This window comes from Janthinobacterium sp. CG_23.4 (assembly GCF_029892305.1).
Classification (GTDB): domain Bacteria; phylum Pseudomonadota; class Gammaproteobacteria; order Burkholderiales; family Burkholderiaceae_D; genus Janthinobacterium; species Janthinobacterium lividum_D.
In genome coordinates this window covers 94,753-121,299 of sequence record NZ_JARXUX010000001.1, presented here as the reverse complement: position 1 = coordinate 121,299, position 26,547 = coordinate 94,753, and the positions used below count along the sequence as shown (strand labels likewise).

Sequence of the window (26,547 nt, the reverse complement as noted above, 5' to 3'; positions counted from 1 at the left end):
CAAAGAATAGAAAGCCAATTATGATCATGAACATGACACCGTCGGAAATCGTCACCGAACTCGACAAGCACGTGGTGGGCCAGGCCAAGGCCAAGCGCGCCGTCGCCATCGCCCTGCGCAACCGCTGGCGCCGGCAACAGGTGGCCGAGCCCCTGCGCCATGAAATCACGCCCAAGAACATCCTCATGATCGGCCCGACGGGTGTCGGCAAGACGGAAATCGCGCGCCGCCTGGCCAAGCTGGCGGAAGCACCGTTCATCAAGATCGAGGCGACCAAGTTCACGGAAGTGGGCTATGTGGGGCGCGACGTCGACACCATCATCCGCGACCTGATCGACATCGGCATCAAGCAGACGCGCGCATTGGAGATGAAGAAAGTACGCGCACGCGCCGAGGATGCGGCGGAAGACCGCATCATCGACATCCTCGTGCCGCCAGCACGCGACTTCGGCTTCACGCCGAATACGCCAGCCGCCGTGGACAGCGGCAGCGGCAGCGGCAGCGGCAGCGGCGACAGTACGCGCCAGACCTTCCGCAAGCGCCTGCGCCAGGGCGAACTCGATGACAAGGAAATCGAGATCGAGTTGGCCGAGGCGGGCCCGCAGATGGAAATCATGGCACCGCCGGGCATGGAAGAGATGACGGAGCAGATCAAGTCCATGTTCTCGGGCGTGGGCGGGCAGCGCAAGAAAGCGCGCAAGGTCAAGATTGCAGAAGCCTTGAAACTGCTGGTCGAGGAAGAAGCGGCCAAGCTGGTCAACGAAGATGAGCTCAAGCAGAAAGCCATCCAGAACGTTGAGCAGAACGGCATCGTCTTCCTCGATGAAATCGACAAGATCGCCTCGCGCTCGGAATCGGGCGGTGCCGACGTCTCGCGCGCAGGCGTGCAGCGCGACCTGCTGCCGCTGGTCGAAGGCACGACCGTCAACACCAAGTACGGGATGATACGCACCGACCACATCCTGTTCATTGCCTCGGGCGCCTTCCACTTGTCGAAACCGTCGGACCTGATTCCCGAACTGCAGGGACGTTTCCCGATTCGCGTGGAACTGGAATCGCTGTCGATCTCGGATTTCGAGCGCATTTTGACCAGCACTGACGCCTGCCTGACGATGCAGTACACAGCCTTGCTGGCGACGGAAAACCTGACGCTGCAATTCGCGCCGGAAGGCATCACGCGCCTGGCGGAAATCGCCTATTCGGTCAACGAGCGCACGGAAAACATCGGTGCGCGCCGTCTGCATACGGTGATGGAAAAGCTGCTGGAAGAAGTGTCGTTTACGGCCAGCGAAGGCAGCAGCAGCACGGAAAACCTGCTGCTGATCGATGCCGCGTACGTGAATGAACGCCTGGAAGCGCTGTCGGTCAACGAGGACCTGTCGCGCTACGTGCTGTAAGAAGGAAGGGGGAACCCGGTGGCAAACAAAGCCTTGGCGACGCGGCAGAAAATGCAGTTCCGCGTCGAACCCTCGCAAAAGCCGCGCAATCCGGTCGCCACTGCCGCCGGCAAGCGCGCCGCCGGGGCGCACGTGAAAAGCGTATCGGGCCAGCGCCAGCAGGAAAAACGCCTGCTGGCGAAATTGCTGCTGAAAGTCGACGTCAAAGACTGATCTCAACATGTCCAGGACAAGGCGCATGGACGAAGACAGTATGGATAATACGGCGAGGCCATGCAACGCCGCCTTGGTCACTTTAGGCCGCCTGCGGACACCCCGTTCAAGGGCGTCCGCCATCAGGCCATCGTCTGCTGACCGCCCCCCATAGTAACGGTAGGAAGCGCCCAGCGAAAAATGTCGACCTTCGTCGTTGCATGCTGTTGTACTTGACGGGCACGTGGTCACAGTCGAGGTGCAGCGACCCGTTCTGGTTCAGCGCATACGCCGCGCCGATGCCGCAGCTCAGGCCTGCCTTGTTCTTCTTGTCTGAACCGCCGCCCAAGCCAAGCGATCGACCTTGATAGATAAGCTCTGCCAGTGGACGCACTGCCTGCTTGTAGCGCGCTGCGCGAGCCACAAGCGGGAGTGTCATCGCTTTTGCCAAAAAGTACTATCATCTTGTGCAAAGTGTCATTAAGGGCTACATTTTGTAGCGTCACCCGCTACCAAACTTGTAAAAAAGGATATCTCGTGAGTTCACCTGAGCTGGTCTTGCGCGTGCTGCGCACCCAACTGCGCGCCGCCGGCATCACGTACAAGGTACTGGCCGAACGCATCGGCATGAGCGAATCGAGCGTCAAACGCATGTTTGGCCAGCATGATATGTCGCTGTCGCGCCTGGCCCTGATCTGCAAGACATCGGGCATCGCCATGGAAGACGTGCTGCGCGACGCGGCCGACATCACGCCGCATGCCGACACGCTCACCCTGGTGCAGGAAAAGTCGCTGGTGGCGCATCCGCGCCTGCTGCTGGTGGCAATCTGCTGCCTCGGTCACTGGAGCCTGGAGCAGGTGGTGGAAACGTATGCGCTGACGCAGGCCGAATGCATCGTCTGCCTGGCCGAACTGGACCGGCTGGGCTTGATCGAACTCAAACCGCTGAACCGCTACAGCCTGCGCGTCTCGAACGCCTTCCACTGGCTGGCCGACGGTCCGGTGCAGCAGTACTTCCGCGCACACGTGGTGGCCGATTATTTCAGCGGGCATTTTGACGGCGCCGGCGAAACCCTGATGTGCATTCCGGCACGCCTGTCACTGTCGAGCGCGCAGGAGCTGGTGCAAAAGATACGCCAGTTGGCCGAGGAACTGGCGCGACTGCACCAGAATGACCGGCGCCTGGCACCCGCCGAGCGCGATGGCTTTACCCTGCTACTGGGCTTTCGCTCATGGGAATTTGCCGCCTTCACGGCCCTGCGCCGCAGCACGGCGCCTACCGCCCCGGCGGCGCCTTACCAGACCGGGCCCAGGAATAGATAAAGCGTGCTCTCGCCGCCCTTCGATGCGCCCGACGCCACGTACACAGGACCGAAGCGCGTATCGACGGAAATGAAAGCACTGCTGGCCTGCGTGAACTTGCTGGCTTTCCAGCGCTCGCTCTGATCAAAGCCACCGCCCATTTCCAATGAAAAGCCGGCTCGCACGGCCCCGCCCAGGGTGCTGGGCAGGGAAGCGATGCGGCGCGCCATCACGAAGCGCGCCAGGGCCACGCTGCGCCCAGTCACCGACTCGAACTGCGTGCCGGACAGGCGCAGGAAACCGCCCAGGCTGAGCGGCGCCTCGCCGCGCTGCGCACGCGCCCATTCGCCATACACGTGGCCGGCCCAGTTGCCGCTGCCAAACGCCTGCAGGCCGGTGATGGCGGAACGCCCCAGGCCCGACTCGCCCGAGCCGGTGGTCGAGGCGCGCGTCCAGGTGGCATCCAACAGCGCGCCGCGCGTGGGGAAGCCGGGCGAATCGAGCGTGTCAACGCGGAACTGGACGAACTGGTTGGTGCCCAGTGAACGCTCCTTGGGATAGGCTGGGTCGGCGGGGATGCTAATGTCCGCCTTGACTTCGCTGCGCGTGACGCCCAACTGCAGATTGCCCCAGAAACCGAACTGGTGCCCCAGCACCAGGCTGGTGCTCTGGCCGCTGTAGGCGACGCGCGCATTGCGCCGTCCCTTGTCGAACAGATCGACCGCCTGCGAGCTGTACTGGATCGACGGGGCGATGTACCACGGGCTGCCGGCACCGAGCGGCTGCCAGTACTGCACCCCGAAGTTGCGCGTGGTGCCGATCTGCACCATGCTGCGCAATTCACCACCCCAGCTGTTCAAATTCGAGCGCACATGCAACAGCTTCAGGGCAAAGGTATTGCTATCCCTGAAATCACTGGCCATTTCCAGGCCCACGCGCAGGCGGCTACTGGCCCACGGTGCTTCGACTGCCTTGATGGTCACGGCGCGCTGGTCGCCAGCATCGACCACTTGCGTCTCGACGCGCGCCAAGTCGCCCCGACCATACAGCTTGGTCGCCACCTTGAGCACATCTTCCTGGTTCACCATCTGCCCTTCCACCAGGCCCGATTGCGCCTGCAAGATGCGCGGATTAATATCGCCTTCGCTCTCCACGGCCAGGCGCACGAGCGGCAGGGCCACGTCCAGCAAGGCCGGTGCCGCCAGGCGCAACTGCTCGCGCGCTGCGTACTGTTGCGGCGGCAGGGACAGCGGTGCCAGGCGGGAAGCCAAGGCCTGCGCCGCCTGTTCACCGGCGCGCATGGCGCGCGCGTAATTCTCAAAGTCGAGGAAACTCACGCCCGTCAGATCTGGCGCCACGAGGATATCTTGCGCCTGCAGTTCCTTGAGCGAGCGCTGCACATTCTGCTCCGTGAGAATCTGCAGCATCTGCTGCGCCACGCCGATGGCGCTGCCCAACTCTTTTTCCGGCGCCAGCGGCGTGCCCACGTTGACGGCGATGATAATGTCCGCGCCCATGGCGCGCGCCATGTCGACGGGCAGGTTGCGCACCAGGCCGCCATCGACCACCAGGCGATTATTCACGCGCACCGGGACGAACACGCCCGGCACGGCCAGCGAGGCGCGCATCGACAGGAACAGCGGCGTGTCGACCAGTTCCACCAGTTCGCCATTGACCAGGTCGGAGGCCACCGAACGAAAGGGCAGCGGCAGTTGGCTGGCCGGGCGATCGCGCATGCCGGCCGGCAGCAAGCGGTTCAGCGCCATTTCCAGCGCCGCATTGCTGGCCGCCGCCGGCGGCGTGGAAATGCCGTTACGGCTGGTGCCAAACTCCAAGCGCGACGGCAACAATAAATCTTCCTCACGACGGCGGAACGCCAGTTCGTCACGCGGCGGCCGGTCGGCTACCACGCGCGCCCAGTTGGTCTCGCGCGCCATCGTTTCCAGGTCCGCCACGGAAGCGCCGGCCGCATACGCACCGCCCACCACGCCACCCATGCTGGTGCCAACCACCATGTCGATCGGCACATGCAGCTCCTGCAGTACTTTCAATACGCCGATATGCGCAAGACCGCGCGCGCCACCGCCTGACAGCACCAGGGCGATGCGCGGGCGCGCGGGCGCTGACAGCTCCTGAGCGGCTGCCGGTGAAGAAACGGCAGCAGGGGGAGAGTTGTCGCTGGCGCCAGCGTGCGGCAAGGCGCACAGCGCCGCCACGCAGCCTGCTGCCAGGACGGCACGGATCGAAAACATGAGGACTCCTGTCGCGATGGCGGCGCGGCGCCATCAGCATGATGGTAATCGGGTAGTGACGAAAATCAGCTCAATTCGACGGCGGCGTGCTGCTCACCTGCGGCGGTGCCGGCATCATGGTTGCCGCACGCTGCTGCTCCATCGGCAGCGGCGGCGGCACCAGATTTGTGACCGCTCCAGGGGCGGCGGCAGGCGCCGGGCTGGCAGCCACCTGCGCCGGCAAGGCCAGCGCCTTGTCGTCGGCCACCAGATCGATGCGCTTGCTCACGCCGCCATCGCGCAGCAGCACATGGCGCGCATGCACTTCCAGCACCGTCACGCCGGGCACCACCTCGGCGCCTTCCGGCAAGGCCACGGAAGGCTTGCCATCGGTCGAGATGATGGCCACGCTGCCGCGGCCATTGCTGGCGGCCACCACACCCTTGAGCTGATAGTTGCTGGCCGTGGCGACGCTGACCTGCCCGCCGAACAGCGAGGCACCCGCCTCCACGCTGGCATCCTGCACCACCGCTGCGGCGGGCGGATTGATCGGACGTTGCGGCGCCTTGAACAGCTGCATGGCCCAGTAGGCCAGCGAGACGGACAGCGCCACGACGGCGAGCAAACTTACAAATTGTGGCAAACGCTTCATGGTTTCCTTGTTATGTCTCTTAACGCACCAGCTGATTAATTTCGATAATCGGCATCAGCACGGCCAGCACGATCAGCAGCACCACCACGCCCATGGCCAGGATCAGGGCCGGCTCGAGCAGGCCTGCGATGGTCAGGGTGCGACGTTCCAGGTCTTGCTCCTGCGCGCTGGCGGCGCGTTCCAGCATCGCTGGCAGTTCACCCGTGATTTCGCCTGCGCGTATCATGTGGATCAGCATGGGTGGAAAATGCTTTTGCGCCGACAGCGCGCGCGCCAGGCTGACGCCCTCGCGCACGGCGCCGCTGGCCTCGGCCACCAGTTCCTGCATCGCTACATTGGTGAGCGTGTCGCGGCTAGTGTCGAGCGCGCGCAGGATAGGCACGCCCGAGCCGGTGGTGATGGCCAGGGTGCTGGCGAAGCGCGCCGTATTGAGGCTGCGCTCGAACTTGCCGTACAGGGGCGCGGTCAACAGCCAGGTATGCCAGCGCCGTTTCAAGGCCGGCTGCTGCAGCGCGCGGCGCCAGGCAAACCAGGCGCCGACGAGGGCAATCGCCACGACGATGCCGTAGTGCCGCACAAAGTCCGACAGCGCCAGCATGATCACGGTCAGTAGCGGCAGCTTCTGCTTGGTATTGGCAAACACGGAGACGATCTGCGGCACCACGTAGGTGAGCAGGAAAATCACGATGGAAAACGCCACCACCGTGACGATGGCAGGATACGTGAACGCCAGCTTGACCTTCTGCACCAGCGCATTGCGTCGCTCGATATAGTCGGCCAGGCGCGAGAGTACGCGCGACAGGTGGCCGATCTGCTCGCCCGACGCCACCAGCGCCCGGTAAATTTCCGCGAAATCGCGCGGATGGCGCGCCAGCACGTCGGAAAACGCGGCGCCGCCTATCACTTCCGAACGGATCGAGGCGATCAGGTCGCGCAAATACGGCCGCTCGGCCTGTTCCAGCAGCGCGGAAAAGGCTTGCTCCAGCGGCAGGCCCGCTTCCAGCAGGCTGGCCAACTGGCGCGTAAACAGGGCCAGCTCGGTGCTCGACAGGCGCTCGCCGAAACCGCGACGCTTGGTCACGCCGGCGGCATCGACTTGCGCGGCGATCGCTTCGACGGCCAGCGGCACCAAGCCTTGCACGCGCAGTTCGGCGCGCGCGGAACGGGGACTGTCGGCATTGAGCACGCCCTTGCGGGTGGCGCCCTGGGCATCGACGGCTTCATAACGGAATGCGGGCATGGTGGCGGGCCTAGTCTTTGGTCACGCGCAGCAATTCAGCCTGCGTAGTCGTGCCGTCGCGCAGCCAGCGTTCGCCGTCCTCGCGCATGCTCATCATGCCGTCCTGCAAGGCGACGGCGCGCACTTCCGCTTCCGAGGCGCGGTTGTGGATCTGCGCGCGAATCTGCTGCGTCGTGCGCAGCAATTCATACACCCCCACGCGGCCCTGGTAGCCCGTCTGGCCGCAGTGCTCGCAGCCAACCGCCTGCCAGTACTCGCCATCGAAGGTTTTGCACGAGCCGCACAGTTTGCGCACCAGCCGCTGCGCCAGCACGCCGAGCAAGGACGACGACAGCAGGAACGGCTCGATGCCCATGTCGAGCAAACGCGTGACAGCCGCCGACGCATCGTTCGTGTGCAACGTCGCCAGCACCAGATGGCCCGTCAGCGAAGCCTGCACGGCGATCTGCGCCGTTTCCAGGTCGCGAATCTCGCCGATCATGATCACATCGGGGTCTTGCCGCAAAATCGCCCGTAGCGCTTTCGCAAATGTCATGTCGATGCGCGGATTGACTTGCGTTTGCCCCACGCCCGCCAGGTCGTATTCGATCGGGTCTTCCACCGTCAGGATGTTGGTGGTGGTGGCGTTGAGCATCGACAGCGCTGCGTACAGAGTCGTCGTCTTGCCCGAACCGGTGGGACCGGTGACCAGCACGATGCCGTGCGGCTGCGTGATCAGGCCATCGAACTGTTGCAACATCGGCGCGCTCATGCCCAGGTGCTGCAGGTCGAGGCGGCCCGCTTCCTTGTCCAGCAAGCGCAATACGGCGCGCTCGCCATGCCCGGTGGGCAGGGTGGAAACGCGCACGTCGACGGGCTTGCCGCCCACGCGCAGGGTGATGCGGCCGTCCTGCGGCAAGCGTTTTTCAGCGATGTCGAGCTGCGCCATGATCTTGATGCGCGAAATGAGCGAACCGTGGATGGCTTTGCGCGGACGCACCACGTCGCGCAAGCTGCCGTCGATGCGAAAGCGCACGACAGAGGTCTGCTCGAACGGCTCGATGTGGATGTCGGAAGCGCCTTCGCGCAGCGCCTGCGTCAGCAGCGCGTTAATCATGCGGATGACGGGCGCGTCGTCGGACGATTCGAGCAAGTCCTCGATGGCCGGCACGTCCTGCAGCAGCTTGGTCAAGTCCAGGTCGGCGTCGAATTCATCGGCCATCTGCGAAGCATCGCCGCCGCCGCCCGCGTAGGCAGCGGCAATGGCAGCATCGAGTTCGCCGCGCGGCAGCACTGTCAATTGAATCTGGCCGAAACGGCGCGATACTTCGGCAATGGCCGCCGGTGCCGTCGATGCCGCCACCAGCACGTCGACCGGGGCGCCATCGAGCGCGCCGGGCCGCGCCAACAGGCTGAAATCGCGCGCGTAGGCGTAGGGAAGCAGATTACTCATGGCTGTCCCGTCACTTCTGCTGCGGCTGTGACTGCGGCTGTGGCTGTGACTGCTGCTGGTATTGCTGCAGCAGCGTCTGCGCTGGCGTGGCCGCGTTGGCCGGCGCGCCTGGCGGCGGCGTCGGTGCCGGCGGCACCGGGCGCGTCACCATGTTGCCGCCCAGCGGCTGGCCATCCTGCAGGGCCGGCAGCACAGGCGTGCCCAGGTCTTTCAGCATCAGATTGCCCGTCGCCGGCACGGCGGCCGCCTCGGCCGAGCGCATGTAGTCATAGCGGTCGGCAGCCAGGCTGCCGCTCTGCTCCTTGTTGCGCACGATAACGGGGCGCAGGAAGATCATCAGATTGGTTTTCTTGCGCTCGCGCGTCTGGTACTTGAACAGGTTGCCGATCAGGGGGATATCGCCCAGGCCGCGCACTTTCTCCGCATTGTCACCGGTGCTGTCCTCGATCAAGCCTCCGAGCACGATGATCTGGCCATCGTCGGCCAGCACATTGTTTTCGATCACGCGGTTGTTGATGGTAATGCCGCTGACGGCCGACGCGGTGGATTTGTCCACGCTCGACGTCTCGTGATAAATGCCCAGCTTGATCGTGCCGCCTTCGGAAATCTGCGGGCGCACCTTCAGGGTCAGGCCTACTTCCTTGCGGTCGATAGTCTGGAAAGGATTGGTGTTGGTGCCGGCGGTGCTGGTGTACTGGCCCGTCAGGATAGGCACGTTCTGGCCCACCTTGATGGTCGCCAGTTCATTGTCCAGGGTGATCAGATTTGGCGTCGACAGGATGTTGGCGTTGCCGTCCGATTCCAGCGCATGCGCCACGGCGCCCAGGCCCAGCGCGCCGTTGATCTGCTTGAAGATGCCGACCGTCAGGCCGCCCGTCGGCAAGACCTTGCCGCCGCCCAGGGCGATGGCGCCGATGTTGTTGCTGGTGCCGGAGGCGAACGACTGCAGCGCCCCCACGCGGTAGTTGCTGCCGCTGTCGCCGGAAAGCCCCAGCCACTGCACGCCGAATTCGGAAGCCTTGGACGAGGTCACTTCAACGATCAGCGCCTCGATGTAGACCTGGGCGCGGCGCACGTCGAGCTGGTCGATCACGGCGCGCAGATTGCGGTAGACAGCCTCGTTGCAGGTCAAGATCAGCGTATTGGTCGAAGCGTCAGCCTGAATGAAACCGGCCGCGCCGCCCGAGGACAGTTGCTGCGGCGCATTGTTCAGCGAAGCGCCGCCCGTGCCGCCGCTTTGCGTATTGCCGCCCATGCCACTGCTATTGATGCCGCTGTTGTTCTGGTTAATCTGGTTGTTCGTGCCCGGGTTGCTGCTGCCCTGCTGCTGCGCAGCGGCCGTGCCGTCCGACGTCACCACCGAGCGCAAGGTCTGCGCCAGCTTGGTGGCATCCGCGTTCTTCAGGTACACCACATGCACATTGCCCAGCTGCGTGGTGGGCTGGTCCAGCTTCGAGATCAGCGACTTGGCCAGATTGGCGCGCGCCGTCGACGGCGCGCGCAGCACCAGCGAATTGGTGCGCGGGTCGGCCAGCACGGAAACCTTGCCCGTGTCGGCGCCCGCACCAGCGCCCGCATTGCCGCCTTCCATCAGTTTATTCACCATCGAGGCCAGGTCGGAAGCGATCGCATAGCGTACGGGGATCACATCGAGGTCCGTCGCGGCGGGCACGTCGAGCGCGGCGATGATCTTCGCCAGGCGCTTGAGGTTATCCGCGTAATCGGTGATCACCAGCGAGTTGTTGCCCGGGTTGGCATTGATCGTGTTGTTCGGCGAGATCAAAGGGCGCAGCACGGCCAGCAGGTTGGCCGACGATTCGTAATTGAGGTAAAACACCTGGGTGGCGATCTGGTCGCCTTTCACCTGGCTGGCGCCGTTGCCCACCTGGGTCGGCACCGATTGCAGCTTGGCGTCCGCTTCCGGCAGCACTTTCGCGTAGCCATCGCCGGAGACCACCGCATAACCTTGCAAGCGCAAGGCCGAGGCCAGCAGCCCGAAGGCCTGTGTCTTGCTGATCGATTTTTCCGACACCAGGGTGATCGTGCCCTTGACGCGCGGGTCGATGACGAAATTGATGTTGGTGTAATGGCCCACGGCCTTGATCACCGATTCGATGTCGGCGCCGACGAAATTGAGCGCCGCTTCATCGCCCGGTGCGGCCCAGGCGGGTGCCGGCATGCCGGCCACGGAACAGCACAACAAGGCGGCAGCCGACAGGCGGCGCAGCGAGAAGGAGAAAGTATTGCGGCTCACGGATGGTTTTTTCATTGTCTGAACTCTAAGGCGATGATGTTTTTTTCGCTATTGCTACGGCGCTGTCCCAGCAAATTCAACAAACTCGCCAAGGTCTCTTCATATCCTGCTGCGGCCTGGGCCTGGCCGGAAAACTGCATGCGCCCCTGTTGCAGGCTGCCGCTGCCATCGAGCAGCAGCGGTCCCTTGATGGAGCGCAAGGTCAACGTCGCCTGCTGCCCCTGCCAATCAAAATCGAGCTCGTAACTGCCCAGCGGACGCAAGGACGACAGGCGCGATGCCATGTCCGTCATCTGCAAGGTGGTGCGGCCGACGGCGGAAAACTGCCGCTGCGCCAAAGCCAATTCCAAGGTGCTCCATGACAGGCGCATGCTGCCCGTCGGCGCCACGGTATTTAACGGCGCGCCCAGGCCACCGAGACCATCGGCCGGCAGCAGCAGGGCCGCCGGGCTGACCTGCCAGTGCGACCACGAGCCGCGCAAGTTCACCGGCTGGGACAGCGCCTGCGGGTTTTGCAGTTCCAGGTCCGCCGATCCCCACAGCACCGAGGGCGAAATGCGCCAGCTGAAGCGCCCCGGCAGCAAAGGCGTCACGGCGCCATTCGCGCTAGCGGCCCCGCCGATAAAGGCCGAACCGCGCCACAGGGTACCTTGCGCGTCGCCCAAGGTCAAACGTCCGCCCGTCTGCTTTTCCACGATGCCCGCGACCCAGCCGGCCGGAAAAAATATCAGCACGGTGACGCACACGCTGACGATGATGGCCAGCAGCCAGGCAAGCTGGCGCGTCATCGTGCCGCGCCCGCGCTCTGGTGCAAGGTCAGGCTGGCATCGACCAGCCCCGCCTTACCCTGCACCTGCGCCGTAATCTTCGCTTCCTGTACCGCCACGCGGCCTTCGCGGCGCAAGCCGTCCAGCCACAGCATGACGCTGGCAAACGGCACGCCATTTAACTGCACGCGCGCATATTCGCCCGTCAGCGACAGCGATTGCGGCGCCAGGCCGCGCGCTTTCAAGGAAGCATCGAGGCTGTCGCGGCCCATGGGAGCGACCTGCACGGGCGCCTGGCGCGCCAGTTCGCCCGCTTCACGCGCCAGCGACTGCAGCTGGGCCGCGTTCTGGCGCAGCTCGGGCAAGCTCTTTTGCAAGGCGATGCGCCCCGTCCAGGCCGGCGCGAAAAACACTGCGTAGACGAGGGCCAGGCCGGCCACCACAGCGCCGACGCAGAGCAGCTTGCGCTCCTGCTGCGTGCGCTCGGCCCAGAAGGCTTGCACGACCTGCTGCTGGCGCGTCAATGCGGCGCGCGCTTGGTTGACTGCTGCACTCATACTTTTGCTCCCGTGGCCGGCGTGATCTTCCACACGCCCGGCGCCGTTTCATTCAAGGTCAGCTTGCGCGCGGCCAGGCCATCGCGCACCTGCGCCTGGGCGCTGGCGTCGAGCGTGTCCGGTTTCAGCTTGACGATCAGGCTGCGCTCGCGGTATTCCAGCGAGGCCACCACGCCGCGCCCGGCCAGGCCACCCAGCGCCTCGCCCAGCGCCGCGCTCATGCTGGTGAAATCGTCCATGCTCGCTTGCCCGCTTTGCAGGCGGGCGGCAGCGATATTGCGCCGCATCTGCTCCGCTTCCAGGCCATACACCGGCACTTCATTCGGATACGCGGCCTTGAAGGTTTGCTGCATCGACGTGCGCACGGTGGCCGCCTCGCGCTTCAAACGCATCCATTCGATATTCATGCCGGCCAGGTTGACGATCACGGCCAGCAGCGCCAGGCGCAGCGGCCAGCGCCAGCGCCGCCATTCGGTGGCCGATCCCGTGGCCGTGCCCAGCGCCGGCGCCAGATCCAGTCCTGCATTTTTTGCGCCGGCGATCCAGTGCACCCAATGGTCGCTCTCCAGCGTCACGCCCTGCATATCGGCGGCCAGCTGTTGATATTGCGCCAGCTCAGCCTGCGCCACGTAGAGCGTCAGCGGCACGTCGCCGGCAAATGCGCGCGTCGTCAGCAGCGCTTGCTGCGGCTGGGCCGGCAACACCAGGCCCAGGCCTTCTTGCGGCGCCTGGCGCAAAGCCAGTTCCAGGCCGTTGCCGACCGCGTGCAGGGATGCCGTCACACTGCCAGGCTGCAGGGGCAGGCACAGCTGCGATGGCAGCAGCGCCACCTTGCGCGCACCCTGCGCCAGCAAAGCTTGCACGAGTACGGCGGCCCAGGCGCGCTGCGCCACGGCGACCGTGCGCATGCCGGCAGCGTCGGGCGCGCCGGCAGCGAGCAGGCAATCCTGGGCCTCACCGAGGATGTGTTCTTCCACCAGGCCAGGCAAGGCCGCGCGCAGGCGGGCGCCGGCCAGCGGCGGGGTTTTCAGGCGCAGCAGAGTCACGTCGGCAGCCGCCAGCAGCAAGACCACCTGCTGCGCGCCAGCGATCAGCTGGCCCAGGCTGCCCAGCGGCGCACTGCCTTGCTGCAGCAGGACGCCGCCGTCGCCGGCCAGCACGAAGGAGCAGGCAGGCGCGCTGTCGGTGGACGCCTTGGCCGGGTGACGGATATACAATATTGTCAAAGTGACTCGCTTTCAGCTGTTAATTTTCCCGCAACCAGACCAGGCTGGTGGTGCGCTGCGGATCCGTTTTTCGATTGATGAGCGCCACGGCATCAAGGGCGGCACGGTCCAGCCGCACACGGATGACGGTGAGAAAGTAGCGGCTCTTCACATCGAGTTCCACATCTTCAATCACTTGCTTACTATCAATATTATTCTTGAAGTTTGCCAAATCAACAAACTTTTTACGCGGATTGCTCAAAGTCAGGGCGCTCGCCTCGGACAGCGACATCATCGTCACGGCAGCGAGTACCTCGGCCGGGGCCGTATTCACGTTCACACCCGTGATCTCCGGCAAGATAATGACGACATCGCGCAGCTGCTCGATCATCTGCGGCGTATAGCCGGGCACGGACAGCAAATCCTCGACCTGCGTGAACGCTACCGGCTCGCTGCTGCCACCCGAGGCGGGCGGGGCGGCAGCTGTCTTGCCATCGCTGCCGCTGTCAGCGGTGCGTGGCTTCGGCTGCGCGCGCAGCACAGCATCGGCCGTGGCCTGCGCCAGCGAACTATCGAGCTTCATGTTTGACAACAGGCGCTGGTAGGCCAGCACCTGTTTCGGATTGATGCCGCCCGTGGCGGCGACCAGGTTAGTGATATTAAACCGCGCCTGCGCATCGAGCGCGCGGCCCGAGACGGTGGCGTCAAATTTTTCCGTATCGACCTTTTCGCGGTCGACGTAATCGTCAAGCCGTGCTTCCTCGATCGGCGTAGCCCACACGCCGTCGGCGGCCGTCAGCGTGGGGTTGTCCTGGCGTAGCCAGAAGCGGGCGAAGTCGACCATGCCGCGCATGGCCCATTGCGTCTGCAGGCGCAGGCGCTGGTTTTCCATCGACCGCACTTGCACCTGCTGCTGCCAGAACAGGCTGGCGACGACCGTGATGGCCAGCGCCGTCAACAGCAAGGCCGTGATGACAGCCACGCCGCGCTGGCGGGGAAGGCAGGAAAAGCGCTTCATCCCGGCCCCAGCAAGAACACTTTGGACAGGCCAGCGTCCTGGCCCGGCATTTGCAAGGTCACTTCCAGGCCCGGCACTTGCGTGGAGATGCTGGCGCCAGCCGTCAGCACATTCCAGGCGCCATTGTTCCAGCCGCGCATGACCATGCTGTCGACGCCGCGCATCAGGGCCACGTCGGCGTTGGCGCTATCGGTATCGTCGCGCGCCGCCTGCCACAGGGTGTCGAGCACGGCCAGGTCGCGCGTGCCGTTCGACTCGCGCCGCGTCAGCACGCCGCCGCGCAGACGGTAAGTGACCACTTGCAACTGTTGCGGCTCCTGTTCCGACGCGGCCAGGCGCACCAGAGTCAGGCGGTCAGTCTCTGCGCTCAGGTTGGTGCGGCCATTGAGCAGCTTGTTCGTCAGGCCGGCACCGGCCAGGTGATCGCAATCGCTCTGCATCTGGGCAAATGCCAGCTGCATGCCGCGCGCCTGCTCCAGCTGACTGGTCAACACTTCGCGCGAACGCATGATGCTATCGAGGCCGCGCCAGCCCAGTACGGCGACCATGGCCAGGATGCCGATCGCCACGAGCAGCTCGATCAAGGTGAAGCCTGCGGCGCAGTGATTGCGGCGCGCCATCAGTCGTTGAACGCCAGCAAGACCAAGCGCACGATGCGCCGGGCCGGATATTTCACGTCGTACACATTCACGCGCACTTGCCGGATGCGGGGATTCGGCGTGGCCACCACTTCCTCCTCGCAAATGAGTTTTAAATCGCCTTGCGGACAGTCGAGCGTGCGCTTGCCCGTCTGCGGGAAGGTTTTTGCCAGGCGCAGCCGCACCAGGTGATTTTCCGCCGACCAGGTGGCCATCATGGCGCTGCGCAAGCCGTCGCTGTTTTGCGTCAGGCTGCCCACGGCGCGCAGCGAGGCGCCCAGGGCCGTGCCGACGATGACCAGGGCGACCAGCACTTCGAGCAAGGTAAAGCCGCGCTGGCAGCCGTACGGCGAGCCGAAGTGAGCGCAGCGCGGGCGCCGTGGCCGGAAGAAAGCCATCATTGCTCGACCGTGAAATGGCCGATGCCGTCGGCGCGGATGGCGACGCTGCGCTCGCCGCTGGCCAGGGTCAGCACGAAAGGCTTGTCGACCGGTTCGCGGCCGAAGATGATGCGCAGTGGCTGGGCCACGCTGTTCGACGGCTGCACGCTGAGCAGCATGGGCGTGTTCGCAAATGCGCGCTCGCGCAGCAAATCGTCCTGCGTCACGGGCTGCCACAGCTTTTCATTGAGCACCAGGAAACGGTATTGATTTTCGTCAGCCTCGAATGCCACCTGCCGGCTGCGCACGATGGCTTCATCGCGCGCCAACTGCAGCAGCAGGGCGATGCGCTCGGCTTCTTTTTGCAGTGCTTGCTGGCCATTGGGCATGGCGTTCAGCGACACCAGGCCCAGCGTGACGCCGATGATGACCATCACCACCAGCAATTCGATCAGCGTGAAGCCGCTGGCGCATTGCCTGTGAACTGCGCGACCGTTGGTCATGGCAGGCATGCAATGGAAAACTTACAGTTCCCAGGAGCCGATATCGGCATCGTCGCCGCTACCGCCAGGCTGGCCATCGGCGCCCAGCGAAATGATGTCGACTTCGCCCTTCACGCCCGGCGACAAGAACTGGTAGGGGTTGCCCCATGGATCCTTGGGCATTTTTTCCAGGTAGCCACCCGCCTTCCAGCCATTCGCGGCCGGTCCCGCACTCGGTTTCTCGATCAGCGCCTGCAAGCCCTGCTCGGTGGTCGGGTAGCGCTGGTTATCCAGGCGGTACAATTTCAAGGCTTGCATCACGGTGGCGATGTCGACTTTCGCTGCCGCCACTTTCGACTCGCCCGTGCGGGCGATCAGTTTGGGCACCACCAGCGAGGCGAGAATGCCCATGATCACCACCACGACCATGATTTCGATCAAGGTGAAGCCGCGCGCGCGGCGCTGACTGGTCGAATGGTTTGCTGCGTTTTGCATAGGAAAGAAAGAAGAAGGTAAGTAATGAGTGCAGAGTATAAAGCGGAAATATGACAAAGCCTGTCATATAGGGAAAAATTTCTGCGCCGCTTCTCAGAGCGGCTAGAGCACGTCACCGCAAACGGCGCAGCCCGGGTCGCGCGCCACCCGCATGCTGCTCCATTCCATGTGCAAGCCGTCGAGCAACAGCAGGCGTCCGGCCAATGATTGCCCCACGCCCATGACCAATTTCAGCGCCTCGGCCGCCTGCATGGCGCCCACCACGCCCACCATTGGCGCGAACACGCCCATGCTTGAGCACGCCTCATCCGTGAACTGCTGCTCTTGCGGAAACAGGCAGCAATAACACGGCTGCGTGCCCGTGCGCGGGTCGAACACGCTCACTTGTCCATCGAAGCGGATCACGGCGCCCGACACCAGCGGCACCCGCGCCGCCACGCAGGCGCGGTTGACGGCGTGGCGCGTGGCAAAGTTATCCGTGCAGTCGAGCACCACGGTGCTGCAGGCCACCAGTTCAGCCAGGCGCGCGCCGTCGAGGCGCTCTTGCAAGGCGATGATGTCAATCTCGGGGTTAATGCCAATCAAGGTTTCTCGCGCCGACAGCACTTTCGGCTGGCCCACGCGGGCCGTCGTATGGGCGATCTGGCGCTGCAGATTGGTCAGGTCGACCATGTCGTCGTCGACCACAGTCAGCTTGCCCACACCGCTGGCGGCCAAATACATGGCGGCCGGTGAACCGAGCCCGCCCGCGCCGATCAGCAGCACATGCGCATCGAGCAAGGCTTGCTGGCCTTCGATACCGATCTGATCCAACAGGATATGGCGCGAATAGCGCAGCAGTTGATTGTCGTTCATGGTTTTACGTCTACTGCAAACCCAGATCAAACCCTGGGGTCGGACCCTCAGGGTCCGACCCCGGCACTTGCATTGGGTTAAGCATCACGGTTTCTGCACAGGGATTTTCTTGTCATCGGCCTTGATGTCGGCCGCAATTTCCGGCTTGGCGCTGATCTTCTCGCCCTTGGCATCAAGCTTGGCCAGCTGCACCGGCAAACCCTGGAAGTGGTTCAAGGCTTGCTGCAGCTGGAAATCGTCCTTGGCGCCGTATTCGAGCGGCTTGCGCTTTTTCGCCGTGGCGACCAGGCGCTGCTCTTCATCGAGCTGTTGCTGCATGCCTTCCATGGTGGGCTTGGCCGCTTCCGGCTTGCCATCGTCGCTGCCCAAGTGCTTTTCCAGGTCCGCCTCGCGCACGCGCAGGCTGTTCCAGCCATCGCCTTCGGCCGTTTCATCGACCAGCAAGTCGGGTACGATGCCGCGCGCCTGGATGGCGCGACCTTTCGGCGTGTAGTAACGGGCCGTGGTCAGCTTGACGGCCGTATCGGCAGTGATCTGGCGCAAGGTTTGCACGGACCCCTTGCCAAACGTTTGCGTGCCGATGACGGTGGCGCGCTGGTAATCTTGCAAGGCGCCGGCGACGATCTCGGAGGCGGAAGCGGAGCCGGCATTGACTAGCACCACCAATGGCACGGTTTTCAGCGCGGCCGGCAGCTTGGCCAACGGATCGGCCTTGGCGCCTGGCGGCGCATAGAATTCGCGGCGGCCATAAAACACTTGTTTCGATTCCGGCAACTGGCCCTTGGTGGAGACGATCACGGAATTACCCGGAAGAAATGCTGTCGCCACGCCGATAGCGCCCGGCACGACGCCACCAGGATCGTTGCGCAAGTCCAGCACCAAGCCCTTGAGCTTGGGGTCTTGCGCATACAGCGCATTGATTTTCTTGACCATATCATCGACGGTCGGTTCCTGGAACTGGGCGATACGCAGCCAGGCATAGCCGGGCGCGACCATCTTGGCCTTCACGCTTTGCACGCGGATTTCCTCGCGCACGATGGGGAAGACCAGCGGGCGGCTTTCGCCCTTGCGGGAAATGGTCAGCACCAGCTTGCTTTTCGGCTGGCCGCGCATCTTCTTGATGACCTCCTCCAGCTGCAAGCCTTTCAGCGCGATGTTGTCGAGACGGGTGATCAAATCACCGGCCAGAATGCCGGCCTTGGCGGCAGGGCTGTCTTCGATGGGCGAGACGACTTTCACATAGCCGTCTTCCATGCTCACCTCGATGCCGATGCCGACAAACTTGCCCTGCACGCTTTCGCGCATTTCCTTGAAGGCATTTTTATCGAGGTAGACGGAATGCGGGTCCAGCGACGAGACCATGCCGGATATGGCTTCCGTCAAGAGTTTCTTGTCTTCTACCTTTTCGACATAATCGGACTTGATCAAGCCAAAGACATCGGACAGCTGGCGCAGCTCGTCGAGCGGCAGCGGGGTATTCGTGATTTTCTGCGCCACGGCCGGGAACTGCAGCGACATGCCGATGCCGGCCAGTACGCCCAGACCGATCAGGCCGATACTTTTGACTTTGATACCCATGTATTATTCGCAATCTACAAATTCGCTGCCGCAGCAATGATGGGGACTTAAAACTTCACCCAGGTGGCGGGGTCGAAGGCGCGGCCCTGATGACGCAATTCAAAGTATAGCCCCGATTCCTCGTTGCCGCCGCTGTTGCCCGCGCTGGCAATGGCGTCGCCGCCCTTGACGGCATCACCCACTCGTTTCAGCAGCGACTGATTATTGCCATAAATACTCATGTACTGGCCGCCATGGTCAACGATGATCAAATTGCCGAAACCGCGCAGCCAGTCAGAAAACACCACGCGGCCACCGGCGATGGCGTGGATCTCGCTGCCTTCGCCGGTGCGGATGAAGACGCCCTTCCAGCTGGGGCCGTCACCGCGCTTGCTGCCGAAACGGGCGGCAATCTTGCCCGCCACGGGCGCGCGCAGCTGCCCTTTCAGGCTTGCAAAGGCGCCGGCCGGCACGTCCGGGCTCAGGCTTGGGCGTGCCGGCTCCGGTTGTGGCTTCGGTTCGGGCTTGGTCGCCACGTTGGCCACCTGCGGCGGCACATCGTCATCGATCGGTTCGAGCTTGACGGGCGGTGGCGGCGTCTGCGGCTTGATCTTGCCCGATTTGTTTTGCTGCTCTTTCGCGATGCGTTCGCGTTCAGCCTGCGCCTGCGCAGCCTTGGCGCGCGCGGCCAGCAGACGTTCGCGCTTTTCAGCGGCGATCTTGGCATCGGCGGCCGCTTTCGCTGCGGCGCGCTGCTCGGCCAGCAATTGCTGGCGTTTCTTTTCGGCCGCCGCAGCGGCTGCCTGCTCTTCGATCAGTTTCGCCAGCTTGTCGACCAGATTACCCATGCGCTGTTCGTCGCGTTCGACATTGCCCACTTCCTTGCGCTGCGCTACCAAACGCTGCGACAAGCTAGTCAGCAAGGCGGCGCGGCGCGCCTTTTCCTGCACCAGCAGGGCCTTCTGATCGCGCTCTTCCTGGGCGATTTCTTCCAGTTCATCCTTGGCGTTCTGCACGTCCGCCTGGTTTTTCTCCGCCGCCAGCAAGTTGGCGCGCAAGGCGTCGAGCAAGCGCGCTTGGGCCTGCGACACATAGGCCATCAGTTGCAAGTCGCGGTTGATGCGGTTCGGATTGTCGCCCGACAAGAGCAGCTTGATGCGGTCTTCGTTGCCGGCGACATATTGTTCGCGCAGCAATTTGGACAGCTGTGCCTTTTGTTTTTCGACAGTGGCCGTCAATTGCTGATGCTCTTGCCCCAGAGCATTGAGTTTCACGCCAGTCTCGCTTTGCTCCTGCGCCAGGTCGCGCAAGGCGCGGTTGGCGTTGGAGATGGCTTCTTCCGACTCGGCCAGGGTATCGGCCGCGTCATCCTTGGCGCTTTCCGTGCGGCTGATGTCGCGCTTGAGCGCCGTCAGCTTTTGTTGCAGTCCAGCACGTTGTGCTTCCGCGGCCGCTTTCTGCTTGCTGCGCTCGGTGGGCTTGGCAGCGGCAGCAAGGCCGCTCGATAGCAGCAGCGCTGCGCACAGCATGGCACCGGCGCGCCACGCCGGCAGGGGTCGTTCAGCAGAGGGGGCGATCGCTGTGCCGCGGAAGAAAGACAACAAGTTACTTGGCCTTCCCTTGGTTCGCCACGGCCGCTTGCGCTGCCGCAATCGCTGCCGGGTCGCCCAGGTAGTAATGACGGATCGGTTTCAGGTCGGCGTCCAGTTCATACACGAGCGGCTGGCCGTTAGGAATGTTCAGGCCCACGATGTCGCTGTCGCTAATGCCGTCCAACATCTTGATCAGGGCGCGCAAGCTGTTGCCGTGCGCCGAAATGATGATTTTCTTGCCAGCGCGGATGGCCGGGGCGATTTCTTCATCCCAGGCCGGCATCACGCGCGCCACCGTGTCTTTCAGGCATTCAGTCAGGGGAATCGAGGCTTGCGGCAAGCCGGTATAGCGCGGATCGTTGAACGAGGCGCGCTCGTCGTCTTGCGCCAGTGGCGGCGGCGGCGTGTCATAGCTGCGGCGCCAGACCAGTACTTGCTCGTCGCCATATTTGGCCGCCGTTTCGCCCTTGTCCAGGCCTTGCAGGGCGCCATAATGGCGCTCGTTCAAACGCCAGTCGTTCTTGATCGGCAAATACATCATGTCCATCTCGTCGAGCGCCAGCCAGAGAGTGCGGATGGCGCGCTTCAAGACGGAAGTGTAGGCCACGTCGAACGTAAAACCTTCCTGCTTGAGGATCTGGCCGGCGGCCTTGGCTTCGTTGACGCCCTTTTCCGTCAGATCGACGTCGGTCCAGCCGGTAAAGCGATTATCGAGGTTCCAGGTGGACTCGCCGTGACGCATGAAAACGATTTTGTACATAGTTCTATCTTCTCAAGGGGTTCAAATCAAAAAAGCAAAACGTAAAAAGACCTCGTCCAGCTTCTATTTTATAATGCGCAGATTGACTTAAACCATTGGACCCTACGTGAAATTCATTATCGACCATATTTTTCTGTTTGCCATCGTCATTATTTCCGGCGGCGCCCTCCTCTGGCCGCTGCTGTCGATGCGCGGCAAGCGCGCGACCGTGCTGGAAGTTACGCAACTGATCAACCGTGGCAAGACCATCATCGTCGACGTGCGCGGCGCGGAAGAATTCGCCACGGGCCACTTGCCTGACGCGAAAAACATGCCGTTGCCGGAACTGGCAAAACGCTTGGGCGAGCTGGAAAAATTCAAAACGCGCCCCATTGTAGTGGTTTGCCAGAAAGGTTCGCGTTCGGCAACGGCCGTCGGCCTGCTGGGCAAAGCAGGTTTCGCCGAAGCCACCAGCCTGGAAGACGGCATCGACGAATGGAAAAAACAAGGTTTGCCATTGAAAACTTTGTCGCTGGCGAAATAAGTCCGTATTGCAACACCCAACAAAACCGTAGCGGGCCGGTGGGAGTTGTGGATGAGAAGCGCAACTGTGCGAATGCACAGTGAGCATCACAGACCGCAAATCACGACGTGCAGCAGGTTTGGTTCGATGTTTTTAACTGAAGGAATGATCATGACCGTACCTGTAATTTTGTATAGCACCGCCGTGTGCCCGTATTGCGTGCGCGCCGAGCGCCTCTTGGAAGCCAAGGGCGTGAGCGTGCAAAAGATCCGCGTCGACCTCGACCCGGAAGAGCGCATCAAGATGATGGAACGCACGGGCCGCCGCACGGTGCCGCAGATCTATGTGGGCGACACCCACGTGGGTGGATTCGACGATTTGTATGCGCTCGATCAAGCCGGCAAGCTCGACCCCTTGTTAAATGGCACGGCAGCCTGATATAAAGGCGGTTCGAGAAATTGCTTGGTTTCTTGTCGTATTGTTTTGATACAATTGCCCTCGCATCTGATCTGGCCGTGCCTATCCGGCACGGTTGACATACCGCAAGTACCATATTTGAACGGTGTGCCGTTCTTGTCCTTTACAACGAAAGCGTTCCATGTCTGACGAAAATCTGCAACCAGTCTTCCAAATCCAACGCGTCTACCTGAAAGACATGTCGCTGGAACAACCAAATTCCCCAGCTATTTTCCTGGAACAAGAAGCACCGGCGATCGAAGTGGCTCTGGACGTGGGCGCTGCGCCTCTGGCCGATGGCATCTTCGAAGCGACCGTGACCATCACCGTGACCGCCAAAGTCGGCGACAAAGTTGCTTTCCTGGTAGAAGGCAAGCAAGCTGGTATTTTCGAAGCGCGCAACATTCCTGCCGATCAACTCGATCCGCTGCTGGGAATCGGCTGCCCGAACATCATCTACCCTTACCTGCGCGCCAACATCGCCGACGTGATCACGCGTGCCGGCTTCCCGCCAGTGCACCTGGCCGAGATCAACTTCGAAGTGTTCTACCAACAACGTCTGCAAGCTATTGCTGACGCCGCTGCCGCAGCGCCAGCAGCCAGCGAAACGCACTAAGCTATGCAAGACCCCGCTGGCCGTCAAGGCTGGCCTGACACGGCGGCCTGGCCGCCGTGTTTCGTTAAGGTTCAAAAAATATCATGTTGAAAAGTGCGCTCTCGAGCAAGTTGCGCTGGATAGCCGGCACCATGCTGCTGCTGGCCACCGCCGCCAGCCACGCCGTCGATTTCAAAACGGTGGGCGCGACCCCCGTGATCCTGTACGACGCGCCGTCTGCCAAGGGTGGCAAGCTGTACGTGGCGCCACGCGGCATGCCGCTGGAAGTCGTGCTCAGCTACGGCGAATGGGTCAAGGTGCGCGACGCCAGCGGCGAAATGGCCTGGACCGAAGCCAAGGGTCTGTCGGCCAAGCGCAACGTCGTGGCGCGCGCCGCCAACCTCAAGGTACGCGTCAGCCCCGATGACAGCGCTTCCCCGATTATCCTCGTCGACAAGAACGTGCTGCTGGAAATGAGCGAGCAGCCGAGCTCGGGCTGGCTCAAGGTGCGCCACAAAGATGGCCAGAGCGGCTATGTCAAGACCAGCGAAGTGTGGGGCTTGTAAGAGCCTATCCCAGTAGATGACTACATCCCCTACTGGGATAGGCTCTAAGCACCGCCAGATTCATCGGGGCAGCGGCCAACCGCGCCGCGCCCCTCCCCCTGCCAGACTGAGGTTGCATGCAAGTTTCCCCTGAAAACACTCCCGATACCACCGCTACAGCTGCCCCGCGCCGCATTACCGTGCTGGGCGCTGGCGCCTGGGGTACAGCCGTCGCCATGGCGTTGGCCGGCCGCCACGACGTACTGCTGTGGGGCCGCAATAGCGACGCCATGGCCGCCATGGCCGCCAGCGGCGAAAACAGCTATTTGCCCGGTTTTGCTTTACCGCCGCAGTTGCGCCTGGTCGCCGATTTCGACGCCGCCCTCGCGCACGCGAATGGCGAACGGGGTCTGCTGATCGCCGCCTGCCCGGTGGCAGGCCTGCGGCCCCTGCTGCTGCAACTGAAGGGCAAGGCCATCCCGAACCTGGTATGGCTGTGCAAGGGCTTTGAAGGCGGCACGGGCCTGCTGCCGCACCAGATCGTGCAAGAGGTGCTGGGCGACACGGTCGCCGGCGGCGCCCTGTCGGGGCCCTCGTTCGCGCAGGAAGTGGCACGCGGCCTTCCGTGCGCGCTGACCATCGCCTCGCACAGTGCCGCCTTGCGCGACGCCGTCGTCTCGGCATTGCATGGCGGCACCATCCGCGTGTATGCGAGCGAAGACCTGGTCGGCGTGGAAGTGGGTGGTGCCATCAAGAACGTGCTGGCGATTGCCACCGGCGTGGCCGATGGTCTGGGCTTGGGCTTGAATGCGCGCGCCGCACTGATCACGCGGGGCCTGGCAGAAATCACGCGCCTGGGCACGGCCCTCGGTGGCCAGACAGAAACGTTCATGGGCTTAACGGGCATGGGCGACTTGATACTCACGTGCACCGGCGACCTGTCGCGCAACCGCAAGGTTGGCCTGGCCCTGGCGCAAGGCAAGGCGCTGGCGACCATCGTGGCCGAACTCGGTCACGTGGCCGAAGGCGTACCCTGCGCCAAGGCCGTGCGCGAACTGGCGCGCCGCATGGATGTCGACATGCCGATCACGAATGCGGTGGCCGGCGTACTGTTCGATGGCGATTTGCCGCACTTGATGGTGCAGCAGCTGCTGTCGCGCGATCCGCGCGCTGAGTCGGCCTGACCCACGGCCCTAGCGCCAGGCCTTGGCCATCAGTATCGTCAGCAGCAGCACACTATCTTCGCGCGCGGCCAGCGCATGCGCCTGACCGCCGCGCAAATACAGCATCTGCCCCGGCCCCAGCACCTGCTCCCCGCCATGCGCCGTCACCGCCACCTGCCCTTGCAGGCACAGCAGGGTGATTTCACCGAACACGTGATGTTCGGGCATGGTCTTGCCCTTGGGCATGCACATGCGGATCAATTCCAGTTCGTCCGTCTTGGCCAGCGCGATGGCGGAAAACTGCGACAGCTCGTCGTCATCCCTGCGCAGCACCTCGATCACCTGTCCTGAACTTGCGTGCTCCAGTGCCATCATGTGCTCCTTCAGCAATTTCAGCAATTACTCGGGGACTTCTCCCGGCTCTTTCGCGCCGCGCATCCACTCGACCAGTGGCCACGCATCCTGCAAGCCTTGTGCCAGGGTCGACAGCAGTTTCTCGGGTTCGTTCACGGGCAGCGGCACTTCGGTCCAGACAAAAAAGCTCTTCAACTTAATGAATTCGATATGTTCGGCCTGCGCATCGAAGCCTTTGGGCGGACGCTGCAACTTGCCCTCATTTTGCAAGCTGCCAAAACGGGCCTTGAAACGCTTATTTTTCAGCACTTTGGAAAAACCTGGCGCATCGTTGAGCATGTGCTCGCGCAGCGCCTTCAGGCGGCCAGCTGGCGGCATGTATTCGCCGGCGCCGAACAGCAAGTTGCCCTGGCCATCGATCTGCAGATAGTAAGTGGGCCCGCCCGCCTTGCTGGGACGGCGCATGTCGTTTGGCGCGATGGCGGCCGAAAAACGCGTTTTATACGGGCTTTTGTCGTGCGCAAAACGCACGTCGCGGTTGATGCGGAACAAGGCCTTCTTCGGGTTGCAGTACTTCACGGCCGGGTCGAACTTGCCCAGCTCACCGATCAGGTTGGTGACCAGCGCGAGGAATTCCTCGCGCAAGATGTCGTAGCGGGGCTTGTTCATGACAAACCAGGGACGGTTGTTGTTGTCGCTCAGTTCACGTAAAAATTGGGTCAAATCACGCACATGCATGTGTCAAATTCCGATCAGCAACTATTTGGAAAGCTCTTTCGGAAGGGGGCGCTTGCCCACCATCACGTCGAGTGCCGCTTCGCGATTCTTGCGCAGCACCGTCATTTTAGCTTTTCCGCCCGGTGGCAGTTGGGCGATCAGATTCAGCATTTCCGTGGTATCGCCCACGGCCTTGCCTTGCACCGTCAGCAAGATGTCGCCGGGCACAATGCCGGCCTTGTCGGCCGGGCCATTGCGCACCACGCCGGCAATGATGGCGCCGCTTGAGCGCTGCAAGCCGAAGCTTTGCGCCAGCTCGGGCGTGATGTCCTGCGTTTCCACGCCGATCCAGCCGCGCACCACATGACCATCCTTGATGATGGCTTCCATCACCGCCTTGGCCGTCGAGACCGGAATGGCGAAGCCGATGCCGACCGAGCCGCCGCTTTGCGAATAGATGGCAGTATTAATACCGATCAAGTTGCCGCGCGTATCGACCAGGGCGCCGCCCGAATTACCGAAATTGATGGCCGCATCCGTCTGGATGAAATTTTCAAAGCTGTTGATGTGCAAGTTGTTGCGGCCCAAGGCGGAGATAATGCCCATGGTCACCGTCTGGCCTACGCCGAACGGGTTGCCGATGGCCAGCACCACATCGCCCACGCGCGCCAGTTCCGACTGGCCCAACACGATGACGGGCAGTTTGTCGAGTTCGATCTTGATCACGGCCAAGTCGGTTTCCGGGTCCAGGCCCACCACCTTGGCCGGCGCCTTGCGCCCATCGGTGAGCACGACTTCGATTTCGTCGGCGCCCTCCACCACATGATTGTTCGTGAGAACATACCCTTCATGGCTGACGATGACGCCCGAACCGAGGCTGTTTTTCAAGTCAGCGTCATCCTCGCCATCCAGGTCGCGCTCGCCGAAGAATCGTTTGAAAAAGGGATCGCGCGCCAGCGGGTGGGCGCCGCGCTTGGACACTTGCAGGGTGAGGATGTTGACGACAGCGGGCATGGCGCGCGCTGCCGCGTCGCGGTAGGAACCGGGCGCCAGGCTGCTCGACGCCGTTTCCACCACGGGCACCGGCTTGGCGGCAGAGCCTAGCTGCTGTACCCGGCTGGCCGGGCGCAGTGCGCCGTACACAAAGTACAGCGCCAACGCGATGGTCACGGTTTGCGCAAACAATAACCAAAATCGCCGCATAGAGCC

The 26,547-nt window shown here is 63.1% G+C and carries 28 protein-coding genes; 8 read left to right on the top strand and 20 right to left on the bottom strand.

The window, feature by feature from the left end; genetic code table 11:
* The first annotated feature begins 26 nt into the window (after positions 1-26).
* The 3 genes from hslU to H4V96_RS00545 all read left to right on the top strand — a co-directional run bounded on the left by hslU (position 27) and on the right by H4V96_RS00545 (position 2,912).
* Complete coding sequence (gene hslU, locus H4V96_RS00555; protein WP_280720643.1) at positions 27-1,397, top strand: ATP-dependent protease ATPase subunit HslU; 1,371 nt, start codon at positions 27-29, stop codon at positions 1,395-1,397.
* A gap of 18 nt (positions 1,398-1,415) precedes the next feature.
* The gene (locus H4V96_RS00550; protein WP_070345939.1) at positions 1,416-1,610 is read left to right on the top strand and encodes a hypothetical protein; all 195 of its coding nucleotides are present in this window, start codon (positions 1,416-1,418) and stop codon (positions 1,608-1,610) included.
* A gap of 516 nt (positions 1,611-2,126) precedes the next feature.
* Complete coding sequence (locus H4V96_RS00545) at positions 2,127-2,912, top strand: helix-turn-helix transcriptional regulator (RefSeq protein WP_043460548.1); 786 nt, start codon at positions 2,127-2,129, stop codon at positions 2,910-2,912.
* On the opposite strand, the gene H4V96_RS00540 is transcribed toward H4V96_RS00545, so the two are convergent.
* The 17 genes from H4V96_RS00540 to gpmA all read right to left on the bottom strand — a co-directional run bounded on the left by H4V96_RS00540 (position 2,885) and on the right by gpmA (position 21,006).
* Entirely contained in the window at positions 2,885-5,143 is a 2,259-nt protein-coding gene (locus H4V96_RS00540) for a patatin-like phospholipase family protein (RefSeq protein ID WP_196856402.1), read from the bottom strand. The two genes, H4V96_RS00545 and H4V96_RS00540, sit on opposite strands and share 28 nt — an antisense overlap.
* 70 nt (positions 5,144-5,213) lie before the next feature.
* Positions 5,214-5,774 (bottom strand): type II secretion system protein N, encoded by a 561-nt coding sequence (locus H4V96_RS00535; protein WP_196856401.1) that lies wholly within the window; start codon positions 5,772-5,774, stop codon positions 5,214-5,216.
* A 19-nt stretch (positions 5,775-5,793) separates the two neighbouring features.
* Entirely contained in the window at positions 5,794-7,014 is a 1,221-nt protein-coding gene (gene gspF / locus H4V96_RS00530; RefSeq protein WP_010394204.1) for a type II secretion system inner membrane protein GspF, read from the bottom strand.
* 10 nt (positions 7,015-7,024) lie between these two features.
* Complete coding sequence (gene gspE, locus H4V96_RS00525) at positions 7,025-8,446, bottom strand: type II secretion system ATPase GspE (protein ID WP_010394202.1); 1,422 nt, start codon at positions 8,444-8,446, stop codon at positions 7,025-7,027.
* A 10-nt stretch (positions 8,447-8,456) separates the two neighbouring features.
* Positions 8,457-10,715: a type II secretion system secretin GspD gene (gene gspD, locus H4V96_RS00520; protein WP_196856400.1), complete on the bottom strand. Its 2,259-nt coding sequence runs from the start codon at positions 10,713-10,715 to the stop codon at positions 8,457-8,459.
* Positions 10,712-11,488: a type II secretion system protein N gene (locus H4V96_RS00515; protein WP_010394198.1), complete on the bottom strand. Its 777-nt coding sequence runs from the start codon at positions 11,486-11,488 to the stop codon at positions 10,712-10,714. The genes gspD and H4V96_RS00515 overlap by 4 nt, the downstream gene beginning before the upstream one ends.
* The gene (gene gspM / locus H4V96_RS00510; RefSeq protein ID WP_196856399.1) at positions 11,485-12,024 is read right to left on the bottom strand and encodes a type II secretion system protein GspM; all 540 of its coding nucleotides are present in this window, start codon (positions 12,022-12,024) and stop codon (positions 11,485-11,487) included. Before gspM ends, H4V96_RS00515 begins: the two co-directional genes overlap by 4 nt.
* Complete coding sequence (gspL, locus tag H4V96_RS00505; protein WP_280720642.1) at positions 12,021-13,250, bottom strand: type II secretion system protein GspL; 1,230 nt, start codon at positions 13,248-13,250, stop codon at positions 12,021-12,023. The genes gspM and gspL overlap by 4 nt, the downstream gene beginning before the upstream one ends.
* Before the next feature lie 19 nt (positions 13,251-13,269).
* Entirely contained in the window at positions 13,270-14,247 is a 978-nt protein-coding gene (gene gspK / locus H4V96_RS00500) for a type II secretion system minor pseudopilin GspK (RefSeq protein ID WP_280720641.1), read from the bottom strand.
* Positions 14,244-14,867 carry a prepilin-type N-terminal cleavage/methylation domain-containing protein gene (locus H4V96_RS00495; protein WP_010394188.1) on the bottom strand — a complete coding sequence of 208 codons (624 nt, stop codon included), beginning with the start codon at positions 14,865-14,867 and terminating at the stop codon, positions 14,244-14,246. The genes gspK and H4V96_RS00495 overlap by 4 nt, the downstream gene beginning before the upstream one ends.
* Entirely contained in the window at positions 14,867-15,286 is a 420-nt protein-coding gene (gene gspI / locus H4V96_RS00490) for a type II secretion system minor pseudopilin GspI (protein ID WP_280720640.1), read from the bottom strand. The genes H4V96_RS00495 and gspI overlap by 1 nt, the downstream gene beginning before the upstream one ends.
* Positions 15,283-15,777, bottom strand: coding sequence for a GspH/FimT family pseudopilin (locus H4V96_RS00485; RefSeq protein ID WP_010394184.1), 495 nt, complete (start codon positions 15,775-15,777; stop codon positions 15,283-15,285). Before H4V96_RS00485 ends, gspI begins: the two co-directional genes overlap by 4 nt.
* Positions 15,778-15,789: 12 nt before the next feature.
* On the bottom strand, positions 15,790-16,242 hold the full coding sequence (gene gspG / locus H4V96_RS00480; RefSeq protein WP_196856396.1) for a type II secretion system major pseudopilin GspG: 453 nt from the start codon (positions 16,240-16,242) through the stop codon (positions 15,790-15,792).
* A gap of 102 nt (positions 16,243-16,344) precedes the next feature.
* Positions 16,345-17,097, bottom strand: a complete 753-nt coding sequence (moeB, locus tag H4V96_RS00475; RefSeq protein ID WP_196856395.1) for a molybdopterin-synthase adenylyltransferase MoeB — start codon at positions 17,095-17,097, stop codon at positions 16,345-16,347.
* A gap of 84 nt (positions 17,098-17,181) precedes the next feature.
* Positions 17,182-18,675, bottom strand: a complete 1,494-nt coding sequence (locus H4V96_RS00470; RefSeq protein WP_196856394.1) for a S41 family peptidase — start codon at positions 18,673-18,675, stop codon at positions 17,182-17,184.
* 47 nt (positions 18,676-18,722) lie between these two features.
* The gene (locus H4V96_RS00465) at positions 18,723-20,183 is read right to left on the bottom strand and encodes a peptidoglycan DD-metalloendopeptidase family protein (protein WP_196856425.1); all 1,461 of its coding nucleotides are present in this window, start codon (positions 20,181-20,183) and stop codon (positions 18,723-18,725) included.
* A gap of 76 nt (positions 20,184-20,259) precedes the next feature.
* A complete protein-coding gene (gpmA, locus tag H4V96_RS00460; RefSeq protein ID WP_010394173.1) occupies positions 20,260-21,006 on the bottom strand; it encodes a 2,3-diphosphoglycerate-dependent phosphoglycerate mutase in 747 nt (248 codons plus the stop codon).
* A gap of 106 nt (positions 21,007-21,112) precedes the next feature.
* On the opposite strand from gpmA, the gene H4V96_RS00455 reads away from it, so the two are divergent.
* From H4V96_RS00455 to H4V96_RS00435, 5 genes are all read left to right on the top strand, one after another.
* A complete protein-coding gene (locus tag H4V96_RS00455; protein ID WP_010394171.1) occupies positions 21,113-21,529 on the top strand; it encodes a rhodanese-like domain-containing protein in 417 nt (138 codons plus the stop codon).
* A gap of 150 nt (positions 21,530-21,679) precedes the next feature.
* On the top strand, positions 21,680-21,946 hold the full coding sequence (gene grxC, locus H4V96_RS00450; RefSeq protein WP_010394169.1) for a glutaredoxin 3: 267 nt from the start codon (positions 21,680-21,682) through the stop codon (positions 21,944-21,946).
* 160 nt (positions 21,947-22,106) lie between these two features.
* The gene (gene secB / locus H4V96_RS00445; protein WP_010394167.1) at positions 22,107-22,580 is read left to right on the top strand and encodes a protein-export chaperone SecB; all 474 of its coding nucleotides are present in this window, start codon (positions 22,107-22,109) and stop codon (positions 22,578-22,580) included.
* Positions 22,581-22,663: 83 nt separating this feature from the next.
* Positions 22,664-23,125, top strand: a complete 462-nt coding sequence (locus H4V96_RS00440) for an SH3 domain-containing protein (protein WP_010394166.1) — start codon at positions 22,664-22,666, stop codon at positions 23,123-23,125.
* A gap of 116 nt (positions 23,126-23,241) precedes the next feature.
* Positions 23,242-24,288, top strand: coding sequence for an NAD(P)H-dependent glycerol-3-phosphate dehydrogenase (locus H4V96_RS00435; RefSeq protein WP_010394163.1), 1,047 nt, complete (start codon positions 23,242-23,244; stop codon positions 24,286-24,288).
* Between the two features lie 9 nt (positions 24,289-24,297).
* On the opposite strand, the gene H4V96_RS00430 is transcribed toward H4V96_RS00435, so the two are convergent.
* The 3 genes from H4V96_RS00430 to H4V96_RS00420 are packed head-to-tail and all read right to left on the bottom strand — an operon-like array spanning position 24,298 to position 26,541.
* Positions 24,298-24,639, bottom strand: coding sequence for a cupin domain-containing protein (locus tag H4V96_RS00430; RefSeq protein WP_196856424.1), 342 nt, complete (start codon positions 24,637-24,639; stop codon positions 24,298-24,300).
* A 27-nt stretch (positions 24,640-24,666) separates the two neighbouring features.
* Positions 24,667-25,359 (bottom strand): DUF2461 domain-containing protein, encoded by a 693-nt coding sequence (locus H4V96_RS00425; RefSeq protein WP_196856393.1) that lies wholly within the window; start codon positions 25,357-25,359, stop codon positions 24,667-24,669.
* A 21-nt stretch (positions 25,360-25,380) separates the two neighbouring features.
* Positions 25,381-26,541: a Do family serine endopeptidase gene (locus H4V96_RS00420; RefSeq protein WP_196856392.1), complete on the bottom strand. Its 1,161-nt coding sequence runs from the start codon at positions 26,539-26,541 to the stop codon at positions 25,381-25,383.
* Positions 26,542-26,547: the final 6 nt, after the last annotated feature.

Excerpts from the sequence above, each read along its gene's own strand:
- hslU (WP_280720643.1), top strand. The coding sequence starts at position 27 with ATGAACATGACACCGTCGGAAATCGTCACCGAACTCGACAAGCACGTG.
- H4V96_RS00540 (WP_196856402.1), bottom strand. The coding sequence starts at position 5,143 with ATGTTTTCGATCCGTGCCGTCCTGGCAGCAGGCTGCGTGGCGGCGCTG.
- H4V96_RS00535 (WP_196856401.1), bottom strand. The coding sequence starts at position 5,774 with ATGAAGCGTTTGCCACAATTTGTAAGTTTGCTCGCCGTCGTGGCGCTG.
- gspF (WP_010394204.1), bottom strand. The coding sequence starts at position 7,014 with ATGCCCGCATTCCGTTATGAAGCCGTCGATGCCCAGGGCGCCACCCGC.
- gspE (WP_010394202.1), bottom strand. The coding sequence starts at position 8,446 with ATGAGTAATCTGCTTCCCTACGCCTACGCGCGCGATTTCAGCCTGTTG.
- gspD (WP_196856400.1), bottom strand. The coding sequence starts at position 10,715 with ATGAAAAAACCATCCGTGAGCCGCAATACTTTCTCCTTCTCGCTGCGC.
- H4V96_RS00515 (WP_010394198.1), bottom strand. The coding sequence starts at position 11,488 with ATGACGCGCCAGCTTGCCTGGCTGCTGGCCATCATCGTCAGCGTGTGC.
- gspM (WP_196856399.1), bottom strand. The coding sequence starts at position 12,024 with ATGAGTGCAGCAGTCAACCAAGCGCGCGCCGCATTGACGCGCCAGCAG.
- gspK (WP_280720641.1), bottom strand. The coding sequence starts at position 14,247 with ATGAAGCGCTTTTCCTGCCTTCCCCGCCAGCGCGGCGTGGCTGTCATC.
- H4V96_RS00495 (WP_010394188.1), bottom strand. The coding sequence starts at position 14,867 with ATGGCGCGCCGCAATCACTGCGCCGCAGGCTTCACCTTGATCGAGCTG.
- gspI (WP_280720640.1), bottom strand. The coding sequence starts at position 15,286 with ATGATGGCTTTCTTCCGGCCACGGCGCCCGCGCTGCGCTCACTTCGGC.
- H4V96_RS00485 (WP_010394184.1), bottom strand. The coding sequence starts at position 15,777 with ATGCCTGCCATGACCAACGGTCGCGCAGTTCACAGGCAATGCGCCAGC.
- gspG (WP_196856396.1), bottom strand. The coding sequence starts at position 16,242 with ATGCAAAACGCAGCAAACCATTCGACCAGTCAGCGCCGCGCGCGCGGC.
- moeB (WP_196856395.1), bottom strand. The coding sequence starts at position 17,097 with ATGAACGACAATCAACTGCTGCGCTATTCGCGCCATATCCTGTTGGAT.
- H4V96_RS00470 (WP_196856394.1), bottom strand. The coding sequence starts at position 18,675 with ATGGGTATCAAAGTCAAAAGTATCGGCCTGATCGGTCTGGGCGTACTG.
- H4V96_RS00465 (WP_196856425.1), bottom strand. The coding sequence starts at position 20,183 with ATGCTGTGCGCAGCGCTGCTGCTATCGAGCGGCCTTGCTGCCGCTGCC.
- gpmA (WP_010394173.1), bottom strand. The coding sequence starts at position 21,006 with ATGTACAAAATCGTTTTCATGCGTCACGGCGAGTCCACCTGGAACCTC.
- grxC (WP_010394169.1), top strand. The coding sequence starts at position 21,680 with ATGACCGTACCTGTAATTTTGTATAGCACCGCCGTGTGCCCGTATTGC.
- secB (WP_010394167.1), top strand. The coding sequence starts at position 22,107 with ATGTCTGACGAAAATCTGCAACCAGTCTTCCAAATCCAACGCGTCTAC.
- H4V96_RS00440 (WP_010394166.1), top strand. The coding sequence starts at position 22,664 with ATGTTGAAAAGTGCGCTCTCGAGCAAGTTGCGCTGGATAGCCGGCACC.
- H4V96_RS00435 (WP_010394163.1), top strand. The coding sequence starts at position 23,242 with ATGCAAGTTTCCCCTGAAAACACTCCCGATACCACCGCTACAGCTGCC.
- H4V96_RS00430 (WP_196856424.1), bottom strand. The coding sequence starts at position 24,639 with ATGGCACTGGAGCACGCAAGTTCAGGACAGGTGATCGAGGTGCTGCGC.
- H4V96_RS00425 (WP_196856393.1), bottom strand. The coding sequence starts at position 25,359 with ATGCATGTGCGTGATTTGACCCAATTTTTACGTGAACTGAGCGACAAC.
- H4V96_RS00420 (WP_196856392.1), bottom strand. The coding sequence starts at position 26,541 with ATGCGGCGATTTTGGTTATTGTTTGCGCAAACCGTGACCATCGCGTTG.